Origin of the sequence: Agrobacterium vaccinii (assembly GCF_021310995.1) — a bacterium.
Lineage (GTDB): Bacteria > Pseudomonadota > Alphaproteobacteria > Rhizobiales > Rhizobiaceae > Agrobacterium > Agrobacterium vaccinii.
Genome location: NZ_CP054151.1, coordinates 296460 through 317896 on the forward strand (window position 1 = coordinate 296460; position 21437 = coordinate 317896).

Here is a 21437-nt window from a genome sequence, read left to right on the forward strand (position 1 = left end):
ATCACCGCGCCATGGCGATCAGCCCACCATTCGACGGTTGGGGAATGATATCCATGGGAACATCGTAGATACGCTGAAGCTCGCTTGTGTTCATGATATCCGCAGGTTTTCCATGCGCGACCAGTTGGCCAGTGTGAAGTGCGATAATCTCATCGCAAAAACGAGCGGCCATGTTAATATCGTGCAGCACCATGATGATGCTGATGCCTTTCTTGCGGCACAAATCGGCAGTCAGGGTCAAAACATCCAATTGATGGCGCACATCAAGTGCAGAAATCGGCTCGTCCAGCAACAGGCAGCTCGCGTCCTGCGCCACCAGCATGGCCAGCCACACGCGCTGCCGCTCACCACCTGACAGGCTATCGACCATGCGATCCGCAAACTTGGCCGTTCCGGTCAACTCCATAGCCTCCTCGACCTTATGTCGATCATCGTCACCAAAGCGTCCGAGCGCGCCGTGCCATGGGTAGCGGCCAAGTGCGACCAACTCCCGAACAAGCATGCCAGGTGCTGCGGGGGTACGTTGTGGCATGTAGGCCAACCTGCGCGCAAAGTCCCGGTTTCCCCAATCATCCAGCGCCTTACCCTCAAACGCGATCTGGCCCCTGGTCGGCGCCTGCTGACGACCGATCAGCTTGAGCAGCGTCGACTTTCCTGAACCGTTATGGCCGATCAGCGCAATCGAATTGCCAGCACCGAGCTCCAGCGTCAGGGGATGAAGCAGAACGCGGCCATCGACAGCAAAACTGACATCGGAAAGAGACAGAAGAGGACTGCCAACATCCGTTGACGTTTGTAGAGCGTTCGAGAGCATCTGGATTTCCGCATGTCCGCGTTGAAGAAAAGTTCTGGTTGTTTGGCCAATTTATGAAGAACGGTCAACATGGCAAGGAACCGACATCGGTCATCCGAGCCTTGGCAAGGCAAACATCGCAGCCCGCTGCTTGAACCGCAATATAAAACTTGATAGTTATCCGAAACTTTAATTCTGACAGGGTTCAGATGGATGGCGTTTCAGCCGAGAATGCACAATCAGATAGAGGGATTCTCTGTTCTCGGCGGCCTTCGTCGTCGTTATTGGAACGGAATTACCGCCGATCTCTGGGATGTGGAGTGCGCGAATTACGCGGGTGGTCACTATGTCGCTCGCGACCCGCGGCTGTTCATCGTGCTGGAACATCAAGGCAAAGGCAGACCGACGGTCAAGCGTGCGGCGAGCGATGTCGGCATGCGGCAGGACAGCGAACTGAGCCCCATTTCCTATATTCCCGCCGATGTGGAATTGTGGGTGGATATCAGGGACGTTCAATATGTTCGTCATCTTGACATCCATTTCGATGTGGATGCCATCAACAGACGTTTGGGTAGCGACGACCTCGATCCGCGAACTCTGAGGGAGCCCAGATTATCTTTCGGTGACAGCCGGATCGTCGCGCTTTCCAAATTGATCGCCGCCGAAATCGCCAGCCCGCAGCCGCTGCATGATCTTTATGGAGATGGGCTGGCCCTTTCGCTTTTGATCGATGTTTTGAAACTCTACAGGCCGGAGCCGCGCAAACGCGGTGCACTCGCGCCCTGGCAGCTCAAGCGCGCCAGAGACTTCATCGAAGAACATTGCCTGCGAAACATTCGCCTTGAGGAACTGGCAACCATCACCGGCCTCTCGCAATCGCATTTCAGCCATTCCTTCAAGGCCGCCACCGGCATGGCCCCGCACGAATGGCAAATGAGTGCACGGCTTGATCGCGCAAAGCAGTTGCTGAAATCGGGGCGCTACATGCTGACCACCGTTGCCGCAGAGACAGGCTTCGCGGACCATGCCCATTTCAGCCGCACATTCCGCAAATATGTCGGCGTTACCCCTTCCCAATGGAAAAAGTCACACATTGAATAAAATGTGTGAGCAGACAGCCGATCGCGTCAAATTTGCCCAAGATCATTCAAGTGTCGCAACCGCACGCAAGCGGATCAATTAAAATTGAGTTAACCACTCACCTTATCGGGCATTGGCGTGAGTGGGGCGTAACATGAAGAGATCGATCAGATTTTCCGTAATCAGAGCAGGTTTGTTGGCGGGTGCAGCGGCCGTCAGCCTGAACTCTGCTTGGGCGCAGGAGCAGGCCACAAGTCAAGGTGGCCGCACCGTACTCGACACCATTGTCGTTGACGGCAACGGCGAACAGGGGGGCACTGGCCCCGTGCGCGGCTATGCTGCGAAGGAAACCACAACCGGCTCCAAAACCGCCACTCCGGTGAAAGAAATCCCGCAGTCGGTTTCCGTCGTCGGACGTGAGGAACTGGACGACCGTGGGGTTGTGGATAAGGTCGATCAGGCGCTACTCTACACACCAGGCGTCTTCTCGCAGCCATATGGCTCAGATCCCGATACAGACTGGATCTATGTGCGCGGCTTCGATGCCAGCCAGACCGGTCTGTTTCTCGACAATATGGCTCTAACGAGCCATGCATTCGGCAATTTCCAGATTGATCCGTTCATGCTGGAGCGCGTCGAGGTCCTCAAGGGGCCTGCTTCCGTACTTCTCGGCGGCGCTAATGCGGGCGGTGTCATCAACATGGTGCGTAAGCGCCCGGGAGACGAGCCATATGTCTATACCGAACTCGGCATAGACAGTAACGCAAACGGCTTTCTTGGTTTCGATCTTTCAGACAAAGTCTCGGGGACGCAGGGCGTCGACTACCGCGTGACCGGAAAGCTTGCTGGCGGCAACGGCTACTCTGACAAACAAGAAGACATTCGCGGCATTTTCATGCCGCAGGTAACCTTCCAGCCCGATGATGCAACCAGTCTCAACATTTGGGCATACATCAGCCACCTCGACCAGACGCACACGTCCAACGGCCTTCTGCCCTACTCCGGCACCGTCGTCGCCAACCCTTTCTTCGGCAAGATCGACCGTGACGCCTACTTCGGAAATGCGGACTTTGACATTGGACGCGCCACTCAAGCCTTGGTGGGTTACGAGTTTCAGCATGAGTTTGAAGACGGCTGGAAACTGACACAAAACCTGCGCTACGGGTATCTCGACAAGCGTGAACGCCAATTGTATCCGTTTGACTGGCTCGATCAAACCGACGCGACGGTGTTGATGTATGCCGATGACGTTCGTTCGAAGGCTAGCTCCTTCAACGTCGATAACCGCATTGAAAACCAGTTTGATCTTTCCGGTGCAAGCCACAAGGTCATGATCGGGTTGGACTATCGCTACTACCGTCTGGACAATGACCAGTTGGCCGCATTTGCGCCCGCCATCAACCCAGATGATCTGCCATATAATCAGGCTTTACCGACGTTATCGCCCTCTACCCACCAGATTTACTCAATCAATCAGGTCGGGGTGTATGCGCAGGATCAGATCAAGTTCGGGGGCGGCTGGATCGCGACTCTAAACGGCCGATTTGACTATCTGGAAAGCAAGGTTGACGACCGCCTGTTTAGCGGGAGCTACGCACTGAGCGATACCGCCTGGAGCGGACGTGCGGGTCTGGCTTACGAATTTGACAATGGCGTCACGCCTTATGCCAGCGTCTCCTCTTTTTTCAGTCCGCTTGTTGGCACGTCAGCGGACGGGGCATTGAAGCCGGAAGAAGGCGAGCAGTACGAAGCGGGAATCAAATACGAGCCGAGCTGGTTCGATGGCGTCTTGACCACGTCCGTGTTCCACATCGACAAACAAAACTATACTGTGACAGGCACAGCTCCCCCCTACCCGAGCAGGCAGCTTGGTGAGGTGCGCTCTCGCGGAATTGAAATGGAAGGCAAAGTCAATCTGACTGAAAATTGGAAAGCCATTGCGTCGGCATCTTACACTGACCTCGAATTTAACAAGAACCCGAGTGATCCAAGTTTGCAGGGCAGAACTCCTTCGTTGGTGCCAAATTCGCAAGCTGCGCTGTGGTTGGACTACACCGTAACAGACGGAGCATTTGAGGGGTTTGGTGTAGGAGCAGGCGCACGCTATCGCGGCAAGTCCTGGGCGGACAATGCCAACACTTCCCGTGTTCCAGATGCACTCGTCTTCGATGCAGGCATCCGTTATCAAAAAGATGACTGGAAGACCTCACTGAATGTGACCAATCTGTTTGACAAGGAATATGTGGCGGGTTGCAACACGACCATCTTCTGCGGTTACGGTGAAGCACGAACCGTTAGCTTCAAGATCAGCAAGGTCTGGTAAGTAAAAGTTGGAAGGGGTGGCCTGTCAGGGCCATCCTTTTACCACGACTGGAGACTGAAACTGACGCTACCGGCCCACATCTCTCGCAGAAATTTCCTGACAGCGGCAGCGACATTTGCTGCGGCCTCCACCGGGTTTGCGCAGGGACTTGTTCGGAACTCACGCCCCAAAACCGCCACTCTGGACTGGGCACTCCTCGAAACTCTCCTCGCCCTTGGTGCAAACGTCGTTGCTGCACCGGAATTGCGGCAGTTTCGCGAGGTGGCGGTTGAGCCTGCTGTGCCTGGTACAGTGGTCGATCTTGGGCTTCGTGGCCTACCCAATCTGGAAACGCTGTCCTTTGCGACGCCGGACATTATCTTCAACTCCAATTTCTACGCCTGGGCTGATCCTCTGCTGGCTGGAATTGCGCCGACGCATAATCTTGGCATCTATGTGTCGGGAGAAGACCCCTATCTGCTGGCAGAGCGGGCGACACTGAAGATAGGCGGCTATCTACAAACCACATCGGAAGCGCAGGCGTATGTAGCCAGTACCGCGAGCAGACTGGATGAATTGAAGTTACAGCTGGCTAGGGGCGATGGAAGACCGGTTCTGCCGATCAACCTCGGTGATGCCAGACACTACCGCGTTTTCGGCAACGACAGTATGTTCGGTTGCGCCTTACAAAGGCTCGGCATCGAAAATGCGTGGAAGGGTGCGACGGCCTACTCTGCCACGGCGCCTATGGGCATCGAGACGCTCGCCTCGATGCCGGATGCGTGGATCGTGATGATCCCGCCGCATCCTCTCGATGCCGTCACGGCGCTTGACCGCAGCGCATTCTGGAACGCGTTGCCAGCCGTCAGGGAAAAGCGGGTGATCACGCTCGGTTCGATAAATCCCTATGGTGCGTTACCGGCGGCGCGTCGTTTCGCTGAAGAACTTTCGAAGGGACTGGCCAATGCCCGGCACGGTTAGTCCGTTTTTTCGAGGCTTCTACATTAACCGCGCCATCACTTCGGTCGTCACTGTTGCCGTTCTGTGCGCGGCTATGCTGGCTTTGCTCATCTGGACCCAACCGGTCGTGCCGGGGGATGCTGACACTGCCACCAGACTTGGCGATATTCTACTGTGGAACAGCCTGCTTCCACGCTTGGTCATCGCTCTCATTGCAGGGGCGGCGCTGGGCCTGGCGGGGACATTGTTGCAGCAGGTGTTGCGCAACCCGATTGCCGATGCATCGACGCTGGGCATCGCCGCCGGTGCTGAACTCGCGCTTGTGGCAGGGCTTAGCCTGTCGCCGATGCTTGCCGGATTTTCCCGTGAGGCCGTGGCCTTTGCAGGAGGGCTTGCGGCTGTTTCCCTCGTTCTGGCTTTATCCTGGCGGCAGGCGTTCGATCCGGTCACGGTTGCGGTATCAGGCCTGATCGTCAGCATGATCACGGCTTCGCTCACCATCACGCTTATTCTGGCACGGGGCGAATATGCCTTGTCGGTCAGCATATGGGGCGCCGGTTCTCTCAGTCAGCAGGATTGGCAGGGCGTCATATCGCTCGCACCGCGCTTTTGCCTCGGTGCCCTCGCCGCATTTTTTCTGATCCGCCCGCTGAACGTGCTGGCGCTTGAAGATGCAAGCGCCAGAAGCCTGGGGCTGTCTCTGGTCTGGCTTCGCCTGGCGATCCTAATGCTGGCGGTGTGGCTGGCAGCATCGGTCACAGCCACCGTTGGTGTCATCGGCTTCTTGGGATTGGCCGCGCCTGCGGTCTCGCGGCTGTGTGGAGCGCGGACAACGAGCCAAGTCTTCGTAGCCGCTCCCTTGACTGGTGCAGCACTGCTCTTTTTGACGGATGGCACAAGCCAACTTCTGGGTAGCGGCTTTTCCGATCTGGCACCGGCGGGCGCCGCAACCGCACTGATGGGCGGGCCCATTCTGCTGTTTCTGCTGCCACGGCTGCACGCGATTGCGCCGGTGGCGGCTATCACTGGTTCGATGGAATCCCGGCTAATACGGCCTTCGTTCTGCATCATTCTCACAGCGATCATCATCGCTGCACTTGGGTTTGCGGCCTTGACGTTTGGCCCGTCGCCCACGGGCATGCGCTTTGCGTTCGGAGAAAGCCTGTGGGAACTCCTGCCCTTCCGGTTGCCGCGCATTCTGGCTGCCGGTGGCGCTGGCGCTCTTCTGGGTGCTGCGGGTTTCATCATGCAACGTGTGACGGGCAACCCGATTGCAAGCCCGGAGGTGCTGGGAGTCTCGGCTGGCGGGGGCGCAGGCCTCGCAGCTACGCTCTACATCGTCGGCTCTCCCTCGCCCACCGTCATGCTGATCGGAATGTCGCTCGGTGCGCTCACCGTGTTTTCGATCATGATTGCGATAACCGCGAGCCGCGAACTCTCCGCCGAAAGACTGCTTCTCACCGGCATCGCCATGAGCGCGATCTCGATGGCCATCGTCACGATCGTGTTGGCGCAGGGCGATATGCGCTCCTTCATTCTGTTGATGTGGATAGCCGGGTCGACAAATCGTGCAGGCAATTTCGAGGCTTTGGCTGCGCTGATTGCCCTGGCCCTGTTTGCGGCCCCGCTTTTTATCATGAGCAGATGGCTGACGATCCTGCCGCTCGGTACGGTCGTATCGAAAAGTGTCGGCCTCGGCCTGATGTCGTCCCGGCTGGCACTTTCCATCCTTGCAGCATTGATGACGGCAGTGGCGTCTTTCCTCGTCGGCCCGCTCAGCCTCGCCGGACTGGTCGCGCCTCATCTCGCCCGATTGATCGGGTTCAGCGGCGCGCGCCATCAACTCCTGGCCTCGTTGATGATTGGTGCCGCCTTGCTGATCGGCGCTGACTGGCTGTCACGTGTCGTGATCTATCCGTACCAGGTGCCGGTCGGCGTATTCACCGCCCTCATTGGCGGCCCTTACCTGCTCTGGCTGATTGCGCGTTTGGAAAAGCGAAGCTGATCCGCCTCTAGCGAAAACATCGATCAGGAACGGATTGTCCCTCAACGGGTTAACCAAGGCATACACAGGTCTGAAGTGACCATGCTTTGATGACAAGATTGGGAGAAGACTATGGATATTCCACAAAACACTGTAATTGCGGTGGCTGATGGCGAAAAGCTGAGCCTGTTCAGAAACGAAGGCGATGCGCAGAATGTGAAGCTGAAGGCGCTTCCTGAGGCGGACGTCGATAGTTCGAAAATCGCTTCCGGTGCGCGTCACTCCAGCAGCGCTGCCAATCCAAATGACAGCCAGCAGGAAGAGGACGGCTTCAGCGCCGGCATCGCCGATATGCTGAACAAGAAGGTTCTCGGCGGCAACATCAAAGGCCTGATCGTCATTGCTGCACCACGCACGCTGGGTGAGATGCGCAAGGGTTATCACAAGTCCCTGTCGGACGTCCTATTGGGCGAACTTGACAAGGATTTGACGGGCCATTCGATTCAGGACATCGAAAAAGCGCTCGCAGCTGCTTGATCCAATATATGACCGAGAGCGGCCATTGCCGCTCTCGGTCCGCGACATTACAATGCCAGACCCGATGCGCGGTCAAAGACATGCACCCGCTCATGGCTGATGTCAGCCGCAAAGGGTGTGTTGGTGCGAACCATCTGTTCGCCATCAACCACGGCGGTGACATGATGACCGGCAAGATCGAATATCACGTGAGTTTGCGCGCCAGTCGGCTCCACCAAAAGTGTATTTCCCGTTACTGAAACATCACCGCCACCGCCCATAGCGAAATGCTCAGGGCGCAAGCCGATCGTTACACTCTGCCCACGCTTCACTTTGCGATCAGGCGAAATACGGATCGCTGTACCGTCGTCCAGCCGAGCGGAGGGTACACCTTCCTCTCCATCGACAATACATTCGATGAGGTTCATGGCGGGCGAGCCGATGAAAGCGGCAACGAAGAGATTGGCGGGTGTCTTGTAGAGTTCCAGCGGTGTTCCCTGCTGCTCGACTCGGCCCTGGTTGAGAACGACCACACGGTCGGCAAGCGTCATCGCTTCGATCTGGTCATGGGTGACGTAGATCGATGTGGTGCCGACCTTCTGATGCAAGGTTTTGATCTCGCTGCGCATCTGCACACGCAGCTTGGCGTCCAGATTGGACAGTGGCTCATCAAAGAGGAAGACGGCGGGATTGCGCACCACGGCGCGGCCCATGGCCACGCGCTGGCGCTGGCCGCCGGAGAGCTGCGACGGCTTGCGTTCTAGTAGGCTGGCAAGATCCAGCATGCGCGCGGCTTCCGCGACCCGTTCTTCGATCACGGCTTTCGGCTGGCCCGCGATCTTCAGGTTGAAGCCCATGTTTTCGGCCACCGTCATATGCGGATAGAGCGCGTAGGACTGGAACACCATGGCGATGTTGCGTTCCCGTGGCGTCATCTCGTTGACGACATTGCCGCCGATCATGATGTCACCATCGGTGATTTCTTCCAGCCCCGCAATCATGCGCAACAACGTGGACTTGCCGCAGCCGGAGGGGCCGACGAGTGCGATGAATTCGCCATCGGCAATCTCCAGCGAAATGCCGCTGATAACACCAAGTGAGCCATAGGACTTGCGGATATCTTTGAGTTCGACGGATGCCATGTTCTGCTCCTGATCAGGACTTGACGGCGCCAGCCGTCAGACCCGCAATGATGTGTTTCTGTGCTAGAAAGAAGACGATGATGGTGGGCAGGATCGTCATGGTGATGAAGGCAAGAACCAGCTGCCACTCGGTGCCGAATTCGCCGCGATAGACCATGATGCCGAGCGGCCATGGATATTTCGATTCCGAATTGAGCATGATGAGCGGCAGGATATAGCTGTTCCAGCTTCCCACGAAGGAGACGATGCCAACCGTTGCGATGATGGGGCGCGAGAGCGGCATGGAAATGTACCAGAAGAATTTCAGGTATCCGCAGCCATCCACGAAAGCCGCCTGAAACAGCTCATCCGGCAGGTTTCTGAAATAGTTGCGAAACAGCAGGATGCTCATGCCCAGCCCGAATGCCACCTGCGGCAGCACGACGCCCCAGTAGGTATCCAACAATCCCAGATCGCGGATGCGGATGAAGAGCGGCAGGATGGCCGTGGCGGCTGGAAACATCAGTCCCAGCAGGAAGTAATTCAGCAGGAAATTGGAGCCGAAGAACTTCACATGCGCGAAGGTAAAGGCCGCCATGGCCGAAACGACGAGTGTGAGAAACACGGTGAGAACGGCAATGACCAGCGAATTGAAGATTTGCAGCCAGTAGCGCTTGCCGAAAAGAATATCGCCGTAATTGGACCATTGCCATTCTGCCGGCAGGCCGAAGGGGTTCACGCGCAGATCCCCCAGCGTCTTGAAGCCGCCCAACGCCGTTGTCAGAAGCGGCACCAGCACGATGGCAGCGATGAGGCCGAGCGATACATAAAGATAGAGCTTCGTTTGCGTGCTCACGCGGATGGATGTGGATGTATCAGTCATGGCGCATGAAAATCCTTTTGTAACCAAAGGCGAGCGTGACGCAGATGACGAAGAGCACCACGCCGACCGCACTGCCAAGACCGACCTGCATGCGCATGACGCCGTAGGTATAAAGGAAGGTCACCATGGTTTGCGTGGAGTTGGACGGGCCGCCACCGGTGAGCGGCATGATCATATCGAAGAGCTGAAGCGAGCCGATCACCGCAAAGAAGATGGACAGACGCACGGTGGAGCCGAGCATGGGCAGCGTGACATAGCGGAACTTCTGCCAGCCGGTGGCGCCATCGATTTCCGCGGCCTCCAGCACGTTCTTGTCGACCGATTGCAGGCCAGCGATGAACAGCATCATGTGGAAGCCGAAATATTTCCAGACGATAACGGCCAGCACCGCATAGATCGCCACATCCTTGTCTGCCAGCACATAAGGATTGGCAAAGCCGAAGAAGTTGGAGATGGCGGCAAAAAGTCCGTAGTCGCCATCATAGACGAAGCGCCAGATCAGGCCTGCGGCGACATCTGCCAGAACATAGGGCAGGAAGAAGACGAGGCGGAAGGCGACGACGCCCGGAATTTTATGCGCCAGCATCGTTGCCAGCCAGATGGCTAGCGGGATCTGGATGCAGATCGAAATCACGATGATCAGCGCGTTGTTGATCAGTGCCTGCGAGAAGGCGGCATTGCCGAACAGCACCTGAAAGTTCTTCAGCCCGATGAAATCGGTGGGCGTGCCATAACCGTTCCAGCGATAGAGGCTGTACCACGCCGCCTCGCCCATCGGCAGGATGACGAAGAGGGTAAAGAGAAGAAGGGCGGGCGGCAGGAAGATGAGCAGCGTCAAGGCGCGATCATGGGCGACCGAGCTTTGTTTGCGCTTCAGCTTCGTCAGTGGTTTGGCCAATGCGGGTGCTGCATTGATGGAAATATTCGTCATCATGTCCGCTTTCGGTTTCACGCGGGGCGAAGGACGCCGCATTCAAGCGGCGGCGTCCTGTCGTTCAGGCGGGATCAGCGAAGCTCGAAGGCATCCTGAATCTGCTGGGCGCCTTCTTCGGATGTCATCTGGCCCGAGACGATTTCAACGGAGACATCATTGACGACGCGGCCAACGGCTGCACCGAGCGTCTGGTCGAAGAAGTTCTGGTGCCAGGTGGACTCCGAGAGTTGCTTGGCAGAACTGGCCAATAGCGGGTTGGTTACCGCTTCGTTGGCGCCGACAGCCACCGGCAGGATCATGCCAGCCTTGGCCATCTTCTTTTCATTTTCCGTATTGGTCATGAAGGTCGCGAATTCGATGGCCTCCTTGGAGGCATTCTTCGTGACGGCCCAGCCGTTCAGACCGCCGAGCGTATCGGTTGCCTTGCCCGCACCGCCTTCGACGGCTGGAAAGGCGAAGCGACCGATATTGTCTTGTGCAAGGCCCTTGCCGTCACCGGCATTCTTGCGCTGGTTGGCTTCGGTATTGTCGAAGCCAAGGATCATCGCGGCCTTACCATCACCGAACACGCCGAGTGCCTGCGGCCATGTGGAGCCGAGATAGCCGGGCTGGAAGGGTTCGAGCTTGCCGAATTCCGCCAGCTGTTCACCAGCCTTAATGATGGCCGGGTCCATGAAGCCTTCGCCCTCACCCTTGCGCGCTGCATCGAACACCGCCTGCCCGCCATTGCGCATGACGAGATAGCTCCAGTAGAAATGGATCGGCCACTTCTCACCGCCACCACCTGCAATCGGCACGATGCCCGCAGCCTTGATGGTTTTGACGGCGTTGCCCAGATCATCCCAGGACTTGATGTCATCCGCCTTCACGCCTGCCTTGGCGAAAAGCTCCTTGTTATAGAAGAAGCTGACGAGGCTGACCTTGAATGGCACGGCCCAGACCTTGCCATCAAAGGAAAAGCCATCGATGGCCGCAGGGTTATAAGCGTTGCGAATCTTGCCGCCATCTGCATCGAAAACCTCGGACAGGTCTTTCAGTGCGCCGGTTTTGGACTGCTCTTCCAGCACGCCACCGCCCCAGCTATAGAAGAAGTCGGGAACATCGTTGGACTGCAGCAGCGTCGGCAGCTTTGCCTTGAAAGCTTCGTTCTCAAGAAACTGCAATTGAACATCGACATCAGGGTGCTTCGCTTCGAAATCCTTGGCAATCTCCTCCCAGACGGCCACGGCTTTCGGATCGAGTTCCACATGCATCCATTTGACCACCGTCGCGGCAGATGCCGCCGCTGTGCCTAACATGAATGTGATGGCTGTGGTTGCGGCAAAAGACATCCACTTGCCGCTCAGGCTTGCGCCTGCGTGCTTATTCGTCATGATGGTAATCCTCCCGGGGACGTTCCTCACCAATTATTCCCCAATGCGGATTAATTCATATAAGGACGCGCTCATTGTCAAGGCATATTGCTGATATTTTCAGCTTTGCGCTTGACACACCCCCATCTGACCCGGTTATTTAATCCGCAATCCGATATAAATACCGCCTCAGACATTGGCTTGATCGCGACTGGAAATCATGAAGACCGCAGACCCGGAACTGATGCGCGCGATGAATCGCCTGAACGTCCTCGATACCGTGCGTCGTCACGGGCCGATTTCACGGGTGGAAATCAGCGAAAGAACGCAGCTTTCCACGACAACCGTCTCGGCGATTACCGCCTCGCTGCTGGATGACGGGCTGATTCTGTCGCGGCATCTGGGTGATATAAGGACGGAAGGCGCGCGTGGCCGACCCCGGGTGATGCTGGAACTCAACCCGGATGCGGCGCGTGTGGTGGGTGCGAAGATCGCGGCGAGCCGCATGGTGTTCGTGGTCACGGATTTCTGCGGCAATGTGCTTTCCACGCTTGCGCTTCCCATCCGCATCGACCGTCAGCCGATTGGTGTGATCGCTGATCTGATCGAGGATGGGGTGCGGCGCTGCGTGGTGGATGCCGGGCTTTCGCTGGAAGATGTCGATATGGTCTGCCTCGGCCTGCCGGGCGTGATCGAGCATCGGACGGGGAAAATTCGCTCCAGCCCCGTGCTGCGTGAAGTGAATATCGATTTCGCCGATGAGATGACGGCGCGTTTCGGCACGCCGACCATCATCGAAAGCGATGCCCATGCCGTGACGCTCGGCCACCACTGGTTCGGCAAGGCGCGCGACCTGGAAGACATGGTGCTGATTTCGCTGGAGCAGACTTTGGGCCTAGGTGTGCTGCACCGGAACGATCTGTTTCGCGGTGCCGGTGGCCTCAGCCACAATCTCGGCGATCTTGTGCTGGTTGCCAGCCCGGAAGGGACCGTACGGCTTGCCAGCCAGGCGGGTGAGAATGCCATTCTTGGCTCAAGGCCTGCTGATGGACGCTTTGCGGAAGCCATTCGTCTTGGCCGGGGCATGCAGCACGCCCAAACGCTGGTGCTGGCGCAGGACAACGACCTCATTGCTGCCGCCGAGCGTGCGGGGGCGGCTATCGGGCTGACACTGGCCAATATCGTCACGCTGTTTGCGCCGCCACGGGTCATCATCGTCGGGTCCAGTCTTGAGCTTGGCGCGCCGTTCATCGACAGCATCCGCACTGCCTACGAGGCCTCCGTGCCGCCGTCCCTGCAAGGCGTGGCGGAACTGGTTTTCGACAAATCGAGCGACGAATTGTGGGCGCAGGGCGCTGCTGCCGTCGCGCTCTACGAGCTTTACGAATCGCCTTGGAACACCACGGGTCCGGCTCTCTGAGGAGGGAGCGGGTTCACATCATGACGGGAGAGAGAATATGAAGAAAGTCGGCATTGGCATCATCGGATGCGGCAATATTTCCGGCGCTTATCTGAAAGCGATGGCATCCTTTCCCATTCTCGACATTCGCGGCGTGGCCGACATGAATGCTGATATGGCCAGGGCAAAGGCAGAGGAATTCAACCTGACGGCGCGGACGGTCGATGAGCTGCTTTCCGACCCGGACATCGAGATCATCGTCAATCTGACGATCCCCAAGGCTCATGTCGAGGTGGCCTTGCGCGCGCTGGAAGCGGGCAAGCACACCTATTCCGAAAAGCCGCTCGGCATCAATTTCGCGGAGGGCAAGAAGCTCGCCGAAGCGGCAAAAACCAAGAACCTGCGCATCGGTGCGGCACCCGATACTTTCCTCGGTGGCGGCCACCAGACGGCGCGCACGCTGATCGACCAGGGTGTTCTCGGAATGCCCGTTGGGGGAACAGCCACTTTCATGTGCCCCGGCCATGAGCGCTGGCATCCCAACCCCGCCTTCTATTACGAGGTTGGCGGCGGGCCGATGCTGGATATGGGTCCCTATTACATCACCGATCTCGTCAATCTGTTCGGTCCGGTCGCGAAGGTCGCGGGCTTTGCTTTCTCGCCACGAACGGAGAGGCTGATTACCAGCGAACCACGCAATGGCGAAAAGATTCCGGTGCAGATTGCCACCCATGTTGCAGGCGCATTGGCATTCAAGAACGGCGCCGTCGTGCAGGTGGGTATGAGCTTCGATGTGGCCGGACACAAGCATGTGCCACTGGAACTCTATGGCACCGAAGGCACGCTTATTGTGCCCGACCCCAACCATTTTGGCGGAGACGTGCAGCTTCTGAAAAAGGGCGGCCAGTTCGAAGATCAGGATTTGTCATCGCCCTATGCGGATGGCAATTACCGCTCCATCGGTGTGGCTGATATGGCCCACGCCATCCGCTCCAACCGGCAGCACCGCGCCAATGGCGATCTTGCCTTGCACGTGCTGGAGGTGATGGAAGCGTTCCAGACCGCATCCGACACCGGCACGACCGTCACCATCACCACTGCCGTCGACCGTCCAGCACCGCTGGCGGAATCGCTGGTCAACAGCCAGATCGGCAAATAATTTCAAGGAGGAATGAAATGCGTGAAGCACTGATAGTCTGGGGCGGATGGAGCGGTCACGAACCGCAGGAATGCTCTGTCATCATCAAGGATCTTCTGGAGGAGGAAGGGTTCAAGGTCTATGTCGAGCACAGCACCGAGGCCTTCGCCGACCCCTCCGTGCATGATCTGAGCCTCGTGGTGCCGATTGTCACTATGTCAAAGATCGAGAAGGAAGAAATCAAGAACCTTGCCGCTGCCGTCGAAAATGGCGTAGGCATTGCCGGTTATCACGGCGGCGCGGGTGACAGCTTCCGCGAATGCGTGGAATACCAGTTCATGATCGGCGGCCAATGGGTGGCCCACCCCGGCAACATCATCGATTACACGGTCAACATCACGAAAGCTGATGATCCGATCATGGAAGGGATCACCGACTTTCCCTATACGTCCGAACAGTATTATATGCACACCGATCCATCCAACGAGGTGCTGGCAACGACCACCTTTACCGGCGACCATGCGTGGTGGATCGACGGCGTGGTGATGCCGGTGGCGTGGAAACGCAATTATGGCAAGGGCCGCGTGTTCTATTCGGCGCTTGGCCACGTTGCCAAAGAGTTCGAAGTGCCGCAAATGCGGGAAATCTTCCGTCGCGGTGCAAACTGGGCTGCACGGTAACGAAATCGGGACGGAAGATACCCGTCCCATACTGGGAGGTATCATGACAGGTCGCAACATCGTGCTCGTCGATCCGCTGCCGCGGACCCTTGATCTCATCATGGAGCCCGATGTTCGCGCCCGGCTGGAAAAGCTGGGTGAACTTTTCATTTCGGAAGATCGTCAGATGCCTGCGGAACAGGTGGATGCCCTTCTTCCCGATACCGTCCTGATCTTCGGTCAGACCGACATGCCAAAAGACAGGCTTGATCGCGCGCCGAAGCTCAAGGCTATCATCAACGTGGAATCCAACTTTCTGCCGAATATCGACTATCAGGCCTGTGTCGAGCGCGGCATCTGGGTCATCACACCGGCCTCGGCCTTTTCATCGCCTGTCGCCGAAGCATCACTCGGAATGGCGCTCGATCTGGCGCGCGGCATAACCGTGGCCGACCGGCAGTTCCGCGAGGGCACAGAAGAATATGGCCTTGCCGGAAACGTCGATACGTTCCGCTATGCCGGTGCCCCCATCGGCATTATCGGCTTCGGGGATTTGGGGCGCGAACTGCGTGAACTCACGCGACCGTTCAAGAATGCGGTGCATGTATACGATCCCTGGCTGCCGCAAGAAATCGTTGAGCGCCTGGATTGCATTCCCAGCACGCTGGACGATGTCTTTGCCAAATCACGAGTGGTCTACGTCTTTGCGAGCGTTACCAGCGAAAACCAGGGTTTCATTGGGAAAACCCAGTTCGACGCCATGCAGCCGGGTTCTGCATTCCTGCTGATGAGCCGTGCTGCCGTGGTCGATTTCCCTGCCATGTTGGACGCCGTCAAATCCGGCCATATCCGTGCGGCAACCGACGTATTTCCCGACGAGCCGGTTGCGGCGGATGATCCCGTCCGCTCTATCCCCGGTCTGCTGCTATCGGCTCACCGCACAGGTGGCACGCGTGACGCGTTCTACAAGCTGGGCTCCATGGCGGTTGCAGATGCAGAACTCATCATGAAGGGTCTTCCTCCACAATTGTGCCGCCGCGCTGACCCCGCCACCGCCAGCAGACTGCGCTCGAAGCCCGTCAGTGTTTCCTGAACCAAATTTTACGACACCGGTACTTCTTCCAATATTTTCTTGGGAACTCTGGCTGATCCATCTGGTTAGGCGGGTCCAGACAAACCAAACAGTGGAGGAAATATCATGAAAAAGATTCTTATCGGAACGGTCTTTGCCTTGAGCTTTGCATCGCTTGCCATGGCGCAGACCGGTGGCAGCGGAACAGGGGGTGGCAACAGCGGTGGATCGGCAGGCGGCGCTGGTGCGTCTGATGGCTCCAACACCGGCGGCAATGGCACAGGCACCGGAACGGGTGTTGGCGCGAACACGAACGGTTCCGGTTCCGGTTCCACCTCTGGCGGCGCGCAGACGAATGGTAATACCAACAACAATTGCCCTTCTGGCGGTCAGTCTGCCCAGGGGACCGCAACGAGTGGTACCCCAAGCGCAAACTGCCCTGCCAACTGAGTTTCCATATTTCTAAAAAAAGCCGGGCGTCGTCCCGGCTTTTTCTTTGCCTGATTTCGCTCAACCCGAGTGAAATGTATAACTCGCAAGTTATTGATCTCGGCATTTATTTCATTTTACATTGCCAACATGAATGCCAGAGTGGCTCAAGAGTCTGGCTGAAGCCGGGCCCGGCGCGGGAGCACGCCGATAACGGGAGAGAGCAGGAATGAAGAAGCTATTTTCAGTCGCAGCCGCAGCAATATTGATGGCCACCGGTGCCTATGCCGACACCATCAAAGTCGGTGTCTTCGGGCCTTTTTCAGGGCCATTTGCGTTGCAGGGCAAGAATTTCAAGGCCGGCATCGAGGCCTATATGGCGACGAATGGCAACAAGGTCGGCGACAACACCGTGGCGATCATTTATCGCGATCTGCCTGCCGCCGATCCCGCACAATCCAAGGCGCTGGCGCAGGAACTGGTCGTGAAGGAAAAGGTGCAATATCTGGCGGGCTTCTATTTCACGCCAGATGCCATGGCCGTCACGCCCATTCTCAAGCAGGCCAACACGCCGCTGGTCGTCATGAACGCTGCGACCTCGGCAATCGTCACCAAAAGCCCGCTCGTGGTTCGCACGTCTTTTACGACATGGCAAACGTCCACGCCGATGGCGCAAGTGGCGTTTGACAAGGGTGTCAAGAAGGTCATTTCCATCGTCAGCGACTATGGTCCGGGTGTTGACGCCGAAAATGCGTTCAAGGCAGGCTTTACAAAAGCAGGCGGTGAAGTCGTGGAAGCGATCCGTATGCCGCTCGCGACCAATGATTTCAGCCCGATCATGCAGCGCATCAAGGATTCCGGCGCGCAAGGCGTCTTTGCCTTCTTGCCTTCAGGCCCGACGACGCTCGGCTTTGTGAAGGCCTATAACGAAAACGGTCTCAAAAATGCTGGCTTGCAGCTGTTCGCTCCCGGCGACCTGACGCAGGAGTCCGATCTTCCGGCGCTTGGCGACGCAGCCTTGGGCATCCTCACCACTTTCCACTACGCCGTGTCACATGATTCTCCTGAGAACAAGGCCTTCGTCGAAGCAGCGGACAAAGCCATCGGCAATCCGGCGGAACTGACATTCCCGGCAGTTGGCGCCTATGACGGCATGCATGTCATCTACAAGATGATCGAGGCCACCGGCGGAAAGCAGGATGCCGAGAAGGCAGTTGACGCGGTGAAGGGACTGTCTTGGGTCAGCCCGCGCGGCCCGGTCACCATCGATGCCGAAAGCCGCCATATCACGCAGAACATCTACCTGCGTGAAGTCGCCAAGAATGCGGATGGAAAATATATCAACAAGGAAATCCAGACTTTCGAGAAGCAGGGAGATCCCGGCCTCGCGGCTGCGAAATAAGTAGGCTTCCGGCCTGACGGAGCTGGTGGCATCGCCGCGTGCTACCAGCTCTTTCGGCGCAATGCGATTATAAAAAACTGGAACAATCCGATGCAGACTGTCTTCAGCATTGCGGTGGACGCGCTGGCCTACGGCATGGTGCTGTTCGTGATTTCGATCGGGCTGTCGGTCACCATGGGCCTGATGCGGGTCGTCAATCTCGCCCATGGCGCCTTTGCAATGATCGGGGGTTACATCGCATCTTATGCTGTCCGCGACCTTGGCCTCGGTTATGGCGTCGGCGTTCTCGCGGCTGTCATCGGCACCATCATCATCGCCATTCCCATCGAGCGCTTTCTTTACCGCCGCATCTATGGTGCGCCGGAGCTCACGCAGGTCCTGATGACCATCGGCATCACCTTCTGCATCATCGGCATTGCCAACTACGTCATGGGACCGACCCTCAAGACAATACCCTTGCCGCAAACGCTGCAAGGGTCTGCAGACCTCGGTTTCCGCACCATTCCTGTACACCGCCTTTTTGCAATCGCCTGCGGGCTTGCGGTCGCGGCCCTGCTCTGGTTCACCATCGAAAGAACCAGCTTCGGCATCAAGCTCCGTGCATCGGTCGATAATGCCGCCATGGCAGCTGCCTTGGGCGTGCGCACTGAAATCATCTATGCGCTCAGCTTTGCGGTTGCGGTTGGGCTTGCCGCATTGGGTGGCGTCGTCGGTGCAGAGCTGCTGCCGGTCGAGCCCTATTACGCGCTTCGCTACATGGTCACGTTTCTGGTCGTCGTTTCCGTCGGCGGCGCTGGCTCCATTCCCGGCGCGCTGATTGCCTGCCTTGTTCTTGGCGGTATCGACACTGCCGGGCGCTATCTGATGCCGGAATTCGGAGAGTTTTTCTTCTATCTCGCCGTCATCGCCATCATCTGTGTCTTCCCACGCGGTTTTGCCGGAAGGATGAAGTGAGATGACGCTCGCTACCAGTACCATCAGCACGTCTCGCCCCAATCGTTCCATCGTTCGCGATCTGGCGGGACTCGCAGCCATCACCGTGATGGCCGTGATCGGCTATCTCCTCTCCCCTGACAATCTGGCCCTGTTGACACGCATCATCGGCATTGCCCTGCTCGTGCTGTCGCTTGATCTCGTTACCGGTTATTGCGGGGTGGCGACCCTTGGCCACGCGGCGCTTTTCGGCTCCGGTGCCTACGCCGCCGGTATCGTATCCGCCCATTTCGGCATTACCGACCCGCTGCTCATGCTGCTGGCTGGCATTTGTGGTGGTGCCGTCTCCGGCCTTGTCTGCGGTGTCGTCATTCTGCGCGCGCACGGCCTGCCGCAACTCGTCCTTTCGATCGCGCTGATCCACCTGTTCCACGAATTCGCCAACAAGGCATCATCCTGGACAGGCGGCAGCGACGGTCTCTCCGGTATCTCGGCAGACCCCATCTTCGGCTATTTCGAATTCGATCTTTACGGCCATACCGCCTACGTCTTCGGTGTCGTGTTACTCCTCATCACCTTCATTATCTTACGCATATTGGTGCGGTCCCCTTTCGGCATGCTGTGCCGGGGCATCAAGGAAGACCCCGTTCGCATTGCCTCGATGGGCGCGTCTCCAAAGGTAACGCTGATGAAGATGTATGTGATATCAGGTGCAGTCGCAGGCGTCGGCGGCGCGCTCAACGCCATTTCGACCCAAGTGGTGGGTCTCGACAGCCTGTCATTCACGCTATCCGCGGAAAGCCTCGTCATGCTGGTCCTCGGTGGAACGGGCTCACTCTACGGTGCCCTCTCGGGCACCATCATCTTCATGCTGTTCGAAGACTACGTCTCCGCCGCAAACCCCTTCCATTGGCTGACGATGGTCGGCGCCCTGCTGATTGCCGTCGTGCTCTTCGCGCCCAAGGGCTTATATGGGACAGTGGCCAACATGCTGCGACGCCGACGGGAGGCTGTGAAATGAGTGCCGCCTTCGAAGTCATCAATCTAAAAAAATCCTTCGGCGGGCTTTCCGTCACCAGTGATATCTCCATATCCATGCACCCCGGCGATCGCGTTGCACTCATCGGACCCAACGGCGCGGGCAAAACGACATTCGTCAATCTCGTAACCGGTAACCTCGCGCCCGATTCCGGCGATGTGCGGATTGGCGGCGAGACCGTCACGCGGATCGATGCCGCGGGACGGGTCAAGCGAGGGCTGGTGCGATCCTTTCAGGTGACCCGGCTGTTCCAGGACATGACGCCTGCCGAACATGTCGCGCTCGCTATTCTGCAACGCGAAGGCAAAACGGGCCGAATGTTCGGCAATTTTCTGGCGATGCCCGACGTCATGGCAGAAGTGGAGGAGATGCTATCGAAGCTTGGCTTAATTACCTTGATGCACCGCCGCGTGAGCGAGATTGCCTATGGCCAGCAGCGTCTTCTGGAAATCGCGGTAGCGATGGCGTTAAAACCGAAGGTCCTGCTGCTTGATGAACCGGCAGCGGGTGTGCCGCAAAGCGATACGGGTCGGATCGAGCAGGCACTGGCCGATCTGCCCGCCGATCTCGCCGTATTGATGATCGAGCATGACATGGACCTCGTGTTCCGCTTCGCCAAGCGAGTGATCGTGCTTGCCGCGGGCGCTATCATATTCGATGGCCTGCCTGCCGATGTCACCAAGGACGCCCGCGTTCGTGAAGCCTATCTGGGGAGCTATGCCGATGCCAGCCGCGTCGCTTGAAGTTGACAATCTATGCGCAGGCTACGGCCCTACTCGGATATTGGAGGGCGTTTCCTTTCGTGTTGCATCGGGAGGCCGCCTCGCCATTCTCGGTCGCAACGGCATGGGAAAGACGACATTGCTTGCCACCCTCGCAGGCCAGACCCGACGTTATGATGGCACGATCAATCTCGGCTCCGCAAACGTGAGCGCCATGCCAAGTGCGGCACGTGCGCACCAAGGGCTGGGCTACGTGCCACAGGCACGCTGCGTTTTTCCGACACTGTCAGTCGAAGAAAACCTGTTCGTTGGCCTGAAAAGCCGTCCGCGCAGTGACATCGAAGAGGCCTACACGCGGTTTCCACGCCTTAAAGAACGGCGGCGCAATCTCGGCAACCAGCTTTCTGGCGGAGAGCAACAGATGCTGTCGACAGCGCGCAGCATTCTCGGACGTCCGTCCGTTCTGTTGCTGGACGAACCGCTGGAAGGACTGGCACCCGTCATATGCGAAGAACTCATGGCCGCCTTTACAGACTTGGCGAAAAGCGGTGACATGACAATCCTGCTGGTAGAGCAGCGCATACAAAGCGCACTCGATTTCGCCGATCAAGTCATCGTTCTCGAACGAGGCCGCGTCGCATGGAGCGGCACACCACAAGCGCTTTCCGCAGACCACAGCACCGTCGAACGGTTGCTCGGCGTCGGCGGATTGCATTGAC

At 57.8% G+C, this 21437-nt stretch carries 20 protein-coding genes; 15 read left to right on the forward strand and 5 right to left on the reverse strand.

The features are described from left to right. Position 1 precedes the first annotated feature (1 nt). Positions 2 to 814, reverse strand: a complete 813-nt coding sequence (locus tag HRR99_RS16525; RefSeq protein ID WP_233123803.1) for an ATP-binding cassette domain-containing protein — start codon at positions 812 to 814, stop codon at positions 2 to 4. A gap of 192 nt (positions 815 to 1006) precedes the next feature. Between HRR99_RS16525 and HRR99_RS16530 the strand changes: the two genes are divergently transcribed. The 5 genes from HRR99_RS16530 to HRR99_RS16550 all read left to right on the forward strand — a co-directional run bounded on the left by HRR99_RS16530 (position 1007) and on the right by HRR99_RS16550 (position 7656). Beyond that, positions 1007 to 1894, forward strand: coding sequence for an AraC family transcriptional regulator (locus HRR99_RS16530; protein ID WP_233123805.1), 888 nt, complete (start codon positions 1007 to 1009; stop codon positions 1892 to 1894). 133 nt (positions 1895 to 2027) lie between these two features. Next, positions 2028 to 4196 carry a TonB-dependent siderophore receptor gene (locus HRR99_RS16535; protein WP_233123806.1) on the forward strand — a complete coding sequence of 723 codons (2169 nt, stop codon included), beginning with the start codon at positions 2028 to 2030 and terminating at the stop codon, positions 4194 to 4196. A 180-nt stretch (positions 4197 to 4376) separates the two neighbouring features. Further along, entirely contained in the window at positions 4377 to 5156 is a 780-nt protein-coding gene (locus HRR99_RS16540) for an ABC transporter substrate-binding protein (RefSeq protein WP_338422846.1), read from the forward strand. Beyond that, positions 5140 to 7140, forward strand: coding sequence for a Fe(3+)-hydroxamate ABC transporter permease FhuB (gene fhuB, locus HRR99_RS16545; RefSeq protein ID WP_277877914.1), 2001 nt, complete (start codon positions 5140 to 5142; stop codon positions 7138 to 7140). Before HRR99_RS16540 ends, fhuB begins: the two co-directional genes overlap by 17 nt. Positions 7141 to 7251: 111 nt before the next feature. Then, a complete protein-coding gene (locus HRR99_RS16550; RefSeq protein WP_233123808.1) occupies positions 7252 to 7656 on the forward strand; it encodes a host attachment family protein in 405 nt (134 codons plus the stop codon). A 47-nt stretch (positions 7657 to 7703) separates the two neighbouring features. Here HRR99_RS16550 and HRR99_RS16555 read toward each other — a convergent pair whose 3' ends face one another. The 4 genes from HRR99_RS16555 to HRR99_RS16570 form a co-directional block, all read right to left on the reverse strand. Beyond that, positions 7704 to 8777, reverse strand: a complete 1074-nt coding sequence (locus HRR99_RS16555) for an ABC transporter ATP-binding protein (protein WP_233123810.1) — start codon at positions 8775 to 8777, stop codon at positions 7704 to 7706. Positions 8778 to 8790: 13 nt separating this feature from the next. Continuing rightward, complete coding sequence (locus HRR99_RS16560; RefSeq protein WP_062451129.1) at positions 8791 to 9639, reverse strand: carbohydrate ABC transporter permease; 849 nt, start codon at positions 9637 to 9639, stop codon at positions 8791 to 8793. Next, positions 9632 to 10570: a carbohydrate ABC transporter permease gene (locus HRR99_RS16565; protein WP_077104360.1), complete on the reverse strand. Its 939-nt coding sequence runs from the start codon at positions 10568 to 10570 to the stop codon at positions 9632 to 9634. The genes HRR99_RS16560 and HRR99_RS16565 overlap by 8 nt, the downstream gene beginning before the upstream one ends. Before the next feature lie 74 nt (positions 10571 to 10644). Next, positions 10645 to 11904 (reverse strand): ABC transporter substrate-binding protein, encoded by a 1260-nt coding sequence (locus HRR99_RS16570; protein WP_233124944.1) that lies wholly within the window; start codon positions 11902 to 11904, stop codon positions 10645 to 10647. A 241-nt stretch (positions 11905 to 12145) separates the two neighbouring features. Here HRR99_RS16570 and HRR99_RS16575 point away from each other — a divergent pair, with 241 nt between their 5' ends. The 10 genes from HRR99_RS16575 (at position 12146) to HRR99_RS16620 (ending at position 21436) form a co-directional block, all read left to right on the forward strand. After that, positions 12146 to 13345, forward strand: coding sequence for an ROK family transcriptional regulator (locus tag HRR99_RS16575; protein WP_233123811.1), 1200 nt, complete (start codon positions 12146 to 12148; stop codon positions 13343 to 13345). Between the two features lie 37 nt (positions 13346 to 13382). Next, positions 13383 to 14483: a Gfo/Idh/MocA family protein gene (locus HRR99_RS16580; protein WP_233123813.1), complete on the forward strand. Its 1101-nt coding sequence runs from the start codon at positions 13383 to 13385 to the stop codon at positions 14481 to 14483. Positions 14484 to 14500: 17 nt separating this feature from the next. Continuing rightward, positions 14501 to 15142 (forward strand): ThuA domain-containing protein, encoded by a 642-nt coding sequence (locus HRR99_RS16585; RefSeq protein WP_233123815.1) that lies wholly within the window; start codon positions 14501 to 14503, stop codon positions 15140 to 15142. 43 nt (positions 15143 to 15185) lie between these two features. Further along, positions 15186 to 16214, forward strand: a complete 1029-nt coding sequence (locus HRR99_RS16590; protein ID WP_233123816.1) for a hydroxyacid dehydrogenase — start codon at positions 15186 to 15188, stop codon at positions 16212 to 16214. A 105-nt stretch (positions 16215 to 16319) separates the two neighbouring features. Next, the gene (locus HRR99_RS16595) at positions 16320 to 16643 is read left to right on the forward strand and encodes a hypothetical protein (RefSeq protein ID WP_233123817.1); all 324 of its coding nucleotides are present in this window, start codon (positions 16320 to 16322) and stop codon (positions 16641 to 16643) included. Between the two features lie 208 nt (positions 16644 to 16851). After that, positions 16852 to 18024 (forward strand): ABC transporter substrate-binding protein, encoded by a 1173-nt coding sequence (locus HRR99_RS16600; protein WP_233123818.1) that lies wholly within the window; start codon positions 16852 to 16854, stop codon positions 18022 to 18024. A 90-nt stretch (positions 18025 to 18114) separates the two neighbouring features. Beyond that, positions 18115 to 18978, forward strand: a complete 864-nt coding sequence (locus HRR99_RS16605) for a branched-chain amino acid ABC transporter permease (RefSeq protein ID WP_233123819.1) — start codon at positions 18115 to 18117, stop codon at positions 18976 to 18978. Between the two features lies 1 nt (position 18979). After that, entirely contained in the window at positions 18980 to 19978 is a 999-nt protein-coding gene (locus HRR99_RS16610) for a branched-chain amino acid ABC transporter permease (RefSeq protein ID WP_233123820.1), read from the forward strand. Next, positions 19975 to 20739 (forward strand): ABC transporter ATP-binding protein, encoded by a 765-nt coding sequence (locus tag HRR99_RS16615; protein WP_112501323.1) that lies wholly within the window; start codon positions 19975 to 19977, stop codon positions 20737 to 20739. Before HRR99_RS16610 ends, HRR99_RS16615 begins: the two co-directional genes overlap by 4 nt. Continuing rightward, positions 20720 to 21436: an ABC transporter ATP-binding protein gene (locus HRR99_RS16620; protein ID WP_233123821.1), complete on the forward strand. Its 717-nt coding sequence runs from the start codon at positions 20720 to 20722 to the stop codon at positions 21434 to 21436. Before HRR99_RS16615 ends, HRR99_RS16620 begins: the two co-directional genes overlap by 20 nt. Position 21437 lies beyond the last annotated feature (1 nt).

Bases quoted from the DNA above. Each gene is read 5' to 3' on its own strand.
- HRR99_RS16525 (WP_233123803.1), bottom strand. From the start codon at position 814: ATGCTCTCGAACGCTCTACAAACGTCAACGGATGTTGGCAGTCCTCTT.
- HRR99_RS16530 (WP_233123805.1), top strand. From the start codon at position 1,007: ATGGCGTTTCAGCCGAGAATGCACAATCAGATAGAGGGATTCTCTGTT.
- HRR99_RS16535 (WP_233123806.1), top strand. From the start codon at position 2,028: ATGAAGAGATCGATCAGATTTTCCGTAATCAGAGCAGGTTTGTTGGCG.
- fhuB (WP_277877914.1), top strand. From the start codon at position 5,140: ATGCCCGGCACGGTTAGTCCGTTTTTTCGAGGCTTCTACATTAACCGC.
- HRR99_RS16550 (WP_233123808.1), top strand. From the start codon at position 7,252: ATGGATATTCCACAAAACACTGTAATTGCGGTGGCTGATGGCGAAAAG.
- HRR99_RS16555 (WP_233123810.1), bottom strand. From the start codon at position 8,777: ATGGCATCCGTCGAACTCAAAGATATCCGCAAGTCCTATGGCTCACTT.
- HRR99_RS16560 (WP_062451129.1), bottom strand. From the start codon at position 9,639: ATGACTGATACATCCACATCCATCCGCGTGAGCACGCAAACGAAGCTC.
- HRR99_RS16565 (WP_077104360.1), bottom strand. From the start codon at position 10,570: ATGACGAATATTTCCATCAATGCAGCACCCGCATTGGCCAAACCACTG.
- HRR99_RS16570 (WP_233124944.1), bottom strand. From the start codon at position 11,904: ATGTCTTTTGCCGCAACCACAGCCATCACATTCATGTTAGGCACAGCG.
- HRR99_RS16575 (WP_233123811.1), top strand. From the start codon at position 12,146: ATGAAGACCGCAGACCCGGAACTGATGCGCGCGATGAATCGCCTGAAC.
- HRR99_RS16580 (WP_233123813.1), top strand. From the start codon at position 13,383: ATGAAGAAAGTCGGCATTGGCATCATCGGATGCGGCAATATTTCCGGC.
- HRR99_RS16585 (WP_233123815.1), top strand. From the start codon at position 14,501: ATGCGTGAAGCACTGATAGTCTGGGGCGGATGGAGCGGTCACGAACCG.
- HRR99_RS16590 (WP_233123816.1), top strand. From the start codon at position 15,186: ATGACAGGTCGCAACATCGTGCTCGTCGATCCGCTGCCGCGGACCCTT.
- HRR99_RS16595 (WP_233123817.1), top strand. From the start codon at position 16,320: ATGAAAAAGATTCTTATCGGAACGGTCTTTGCCTTGAGCTTTGCATCG.
- HRR99_RS16600 (WP_233123818.1), top strand. From the start codon at position 16,852: ATGAAGAAGCTATTTTCAGTCGCAGCCGCAGCAATATTGATGGCCACC.
- HRR99_RS16605 (WP_233123819.1), top strand. From the start codon at position 18,115: ATGCAGACTGTCTTCAGCATTGCGGTGGACGCGCTGGCCTACGGCATG.
- HRR99_RS16610 (WP_233123820.1), top strand. From the start codon at position 18,980: ATGACGCTCGCTACCAGTACCATCAGCACGTCTCGCCCCAATCGTTCC.
- HRR99_RS16615 (WP_112501323.1), top strand. From the start codon at position 19,975: ATGAGTGCCGCCTTCGAAGTCATCAATCTAAAAAAATCCTTCGGCGGG.
- HRR99_RS16620 (WP_233123821.1), top strand. From the start codon at position 20,720: ATGCCAGCCGCGTCGCTTGAAGTTGACAATCTATGCGCAGGCTACGGC.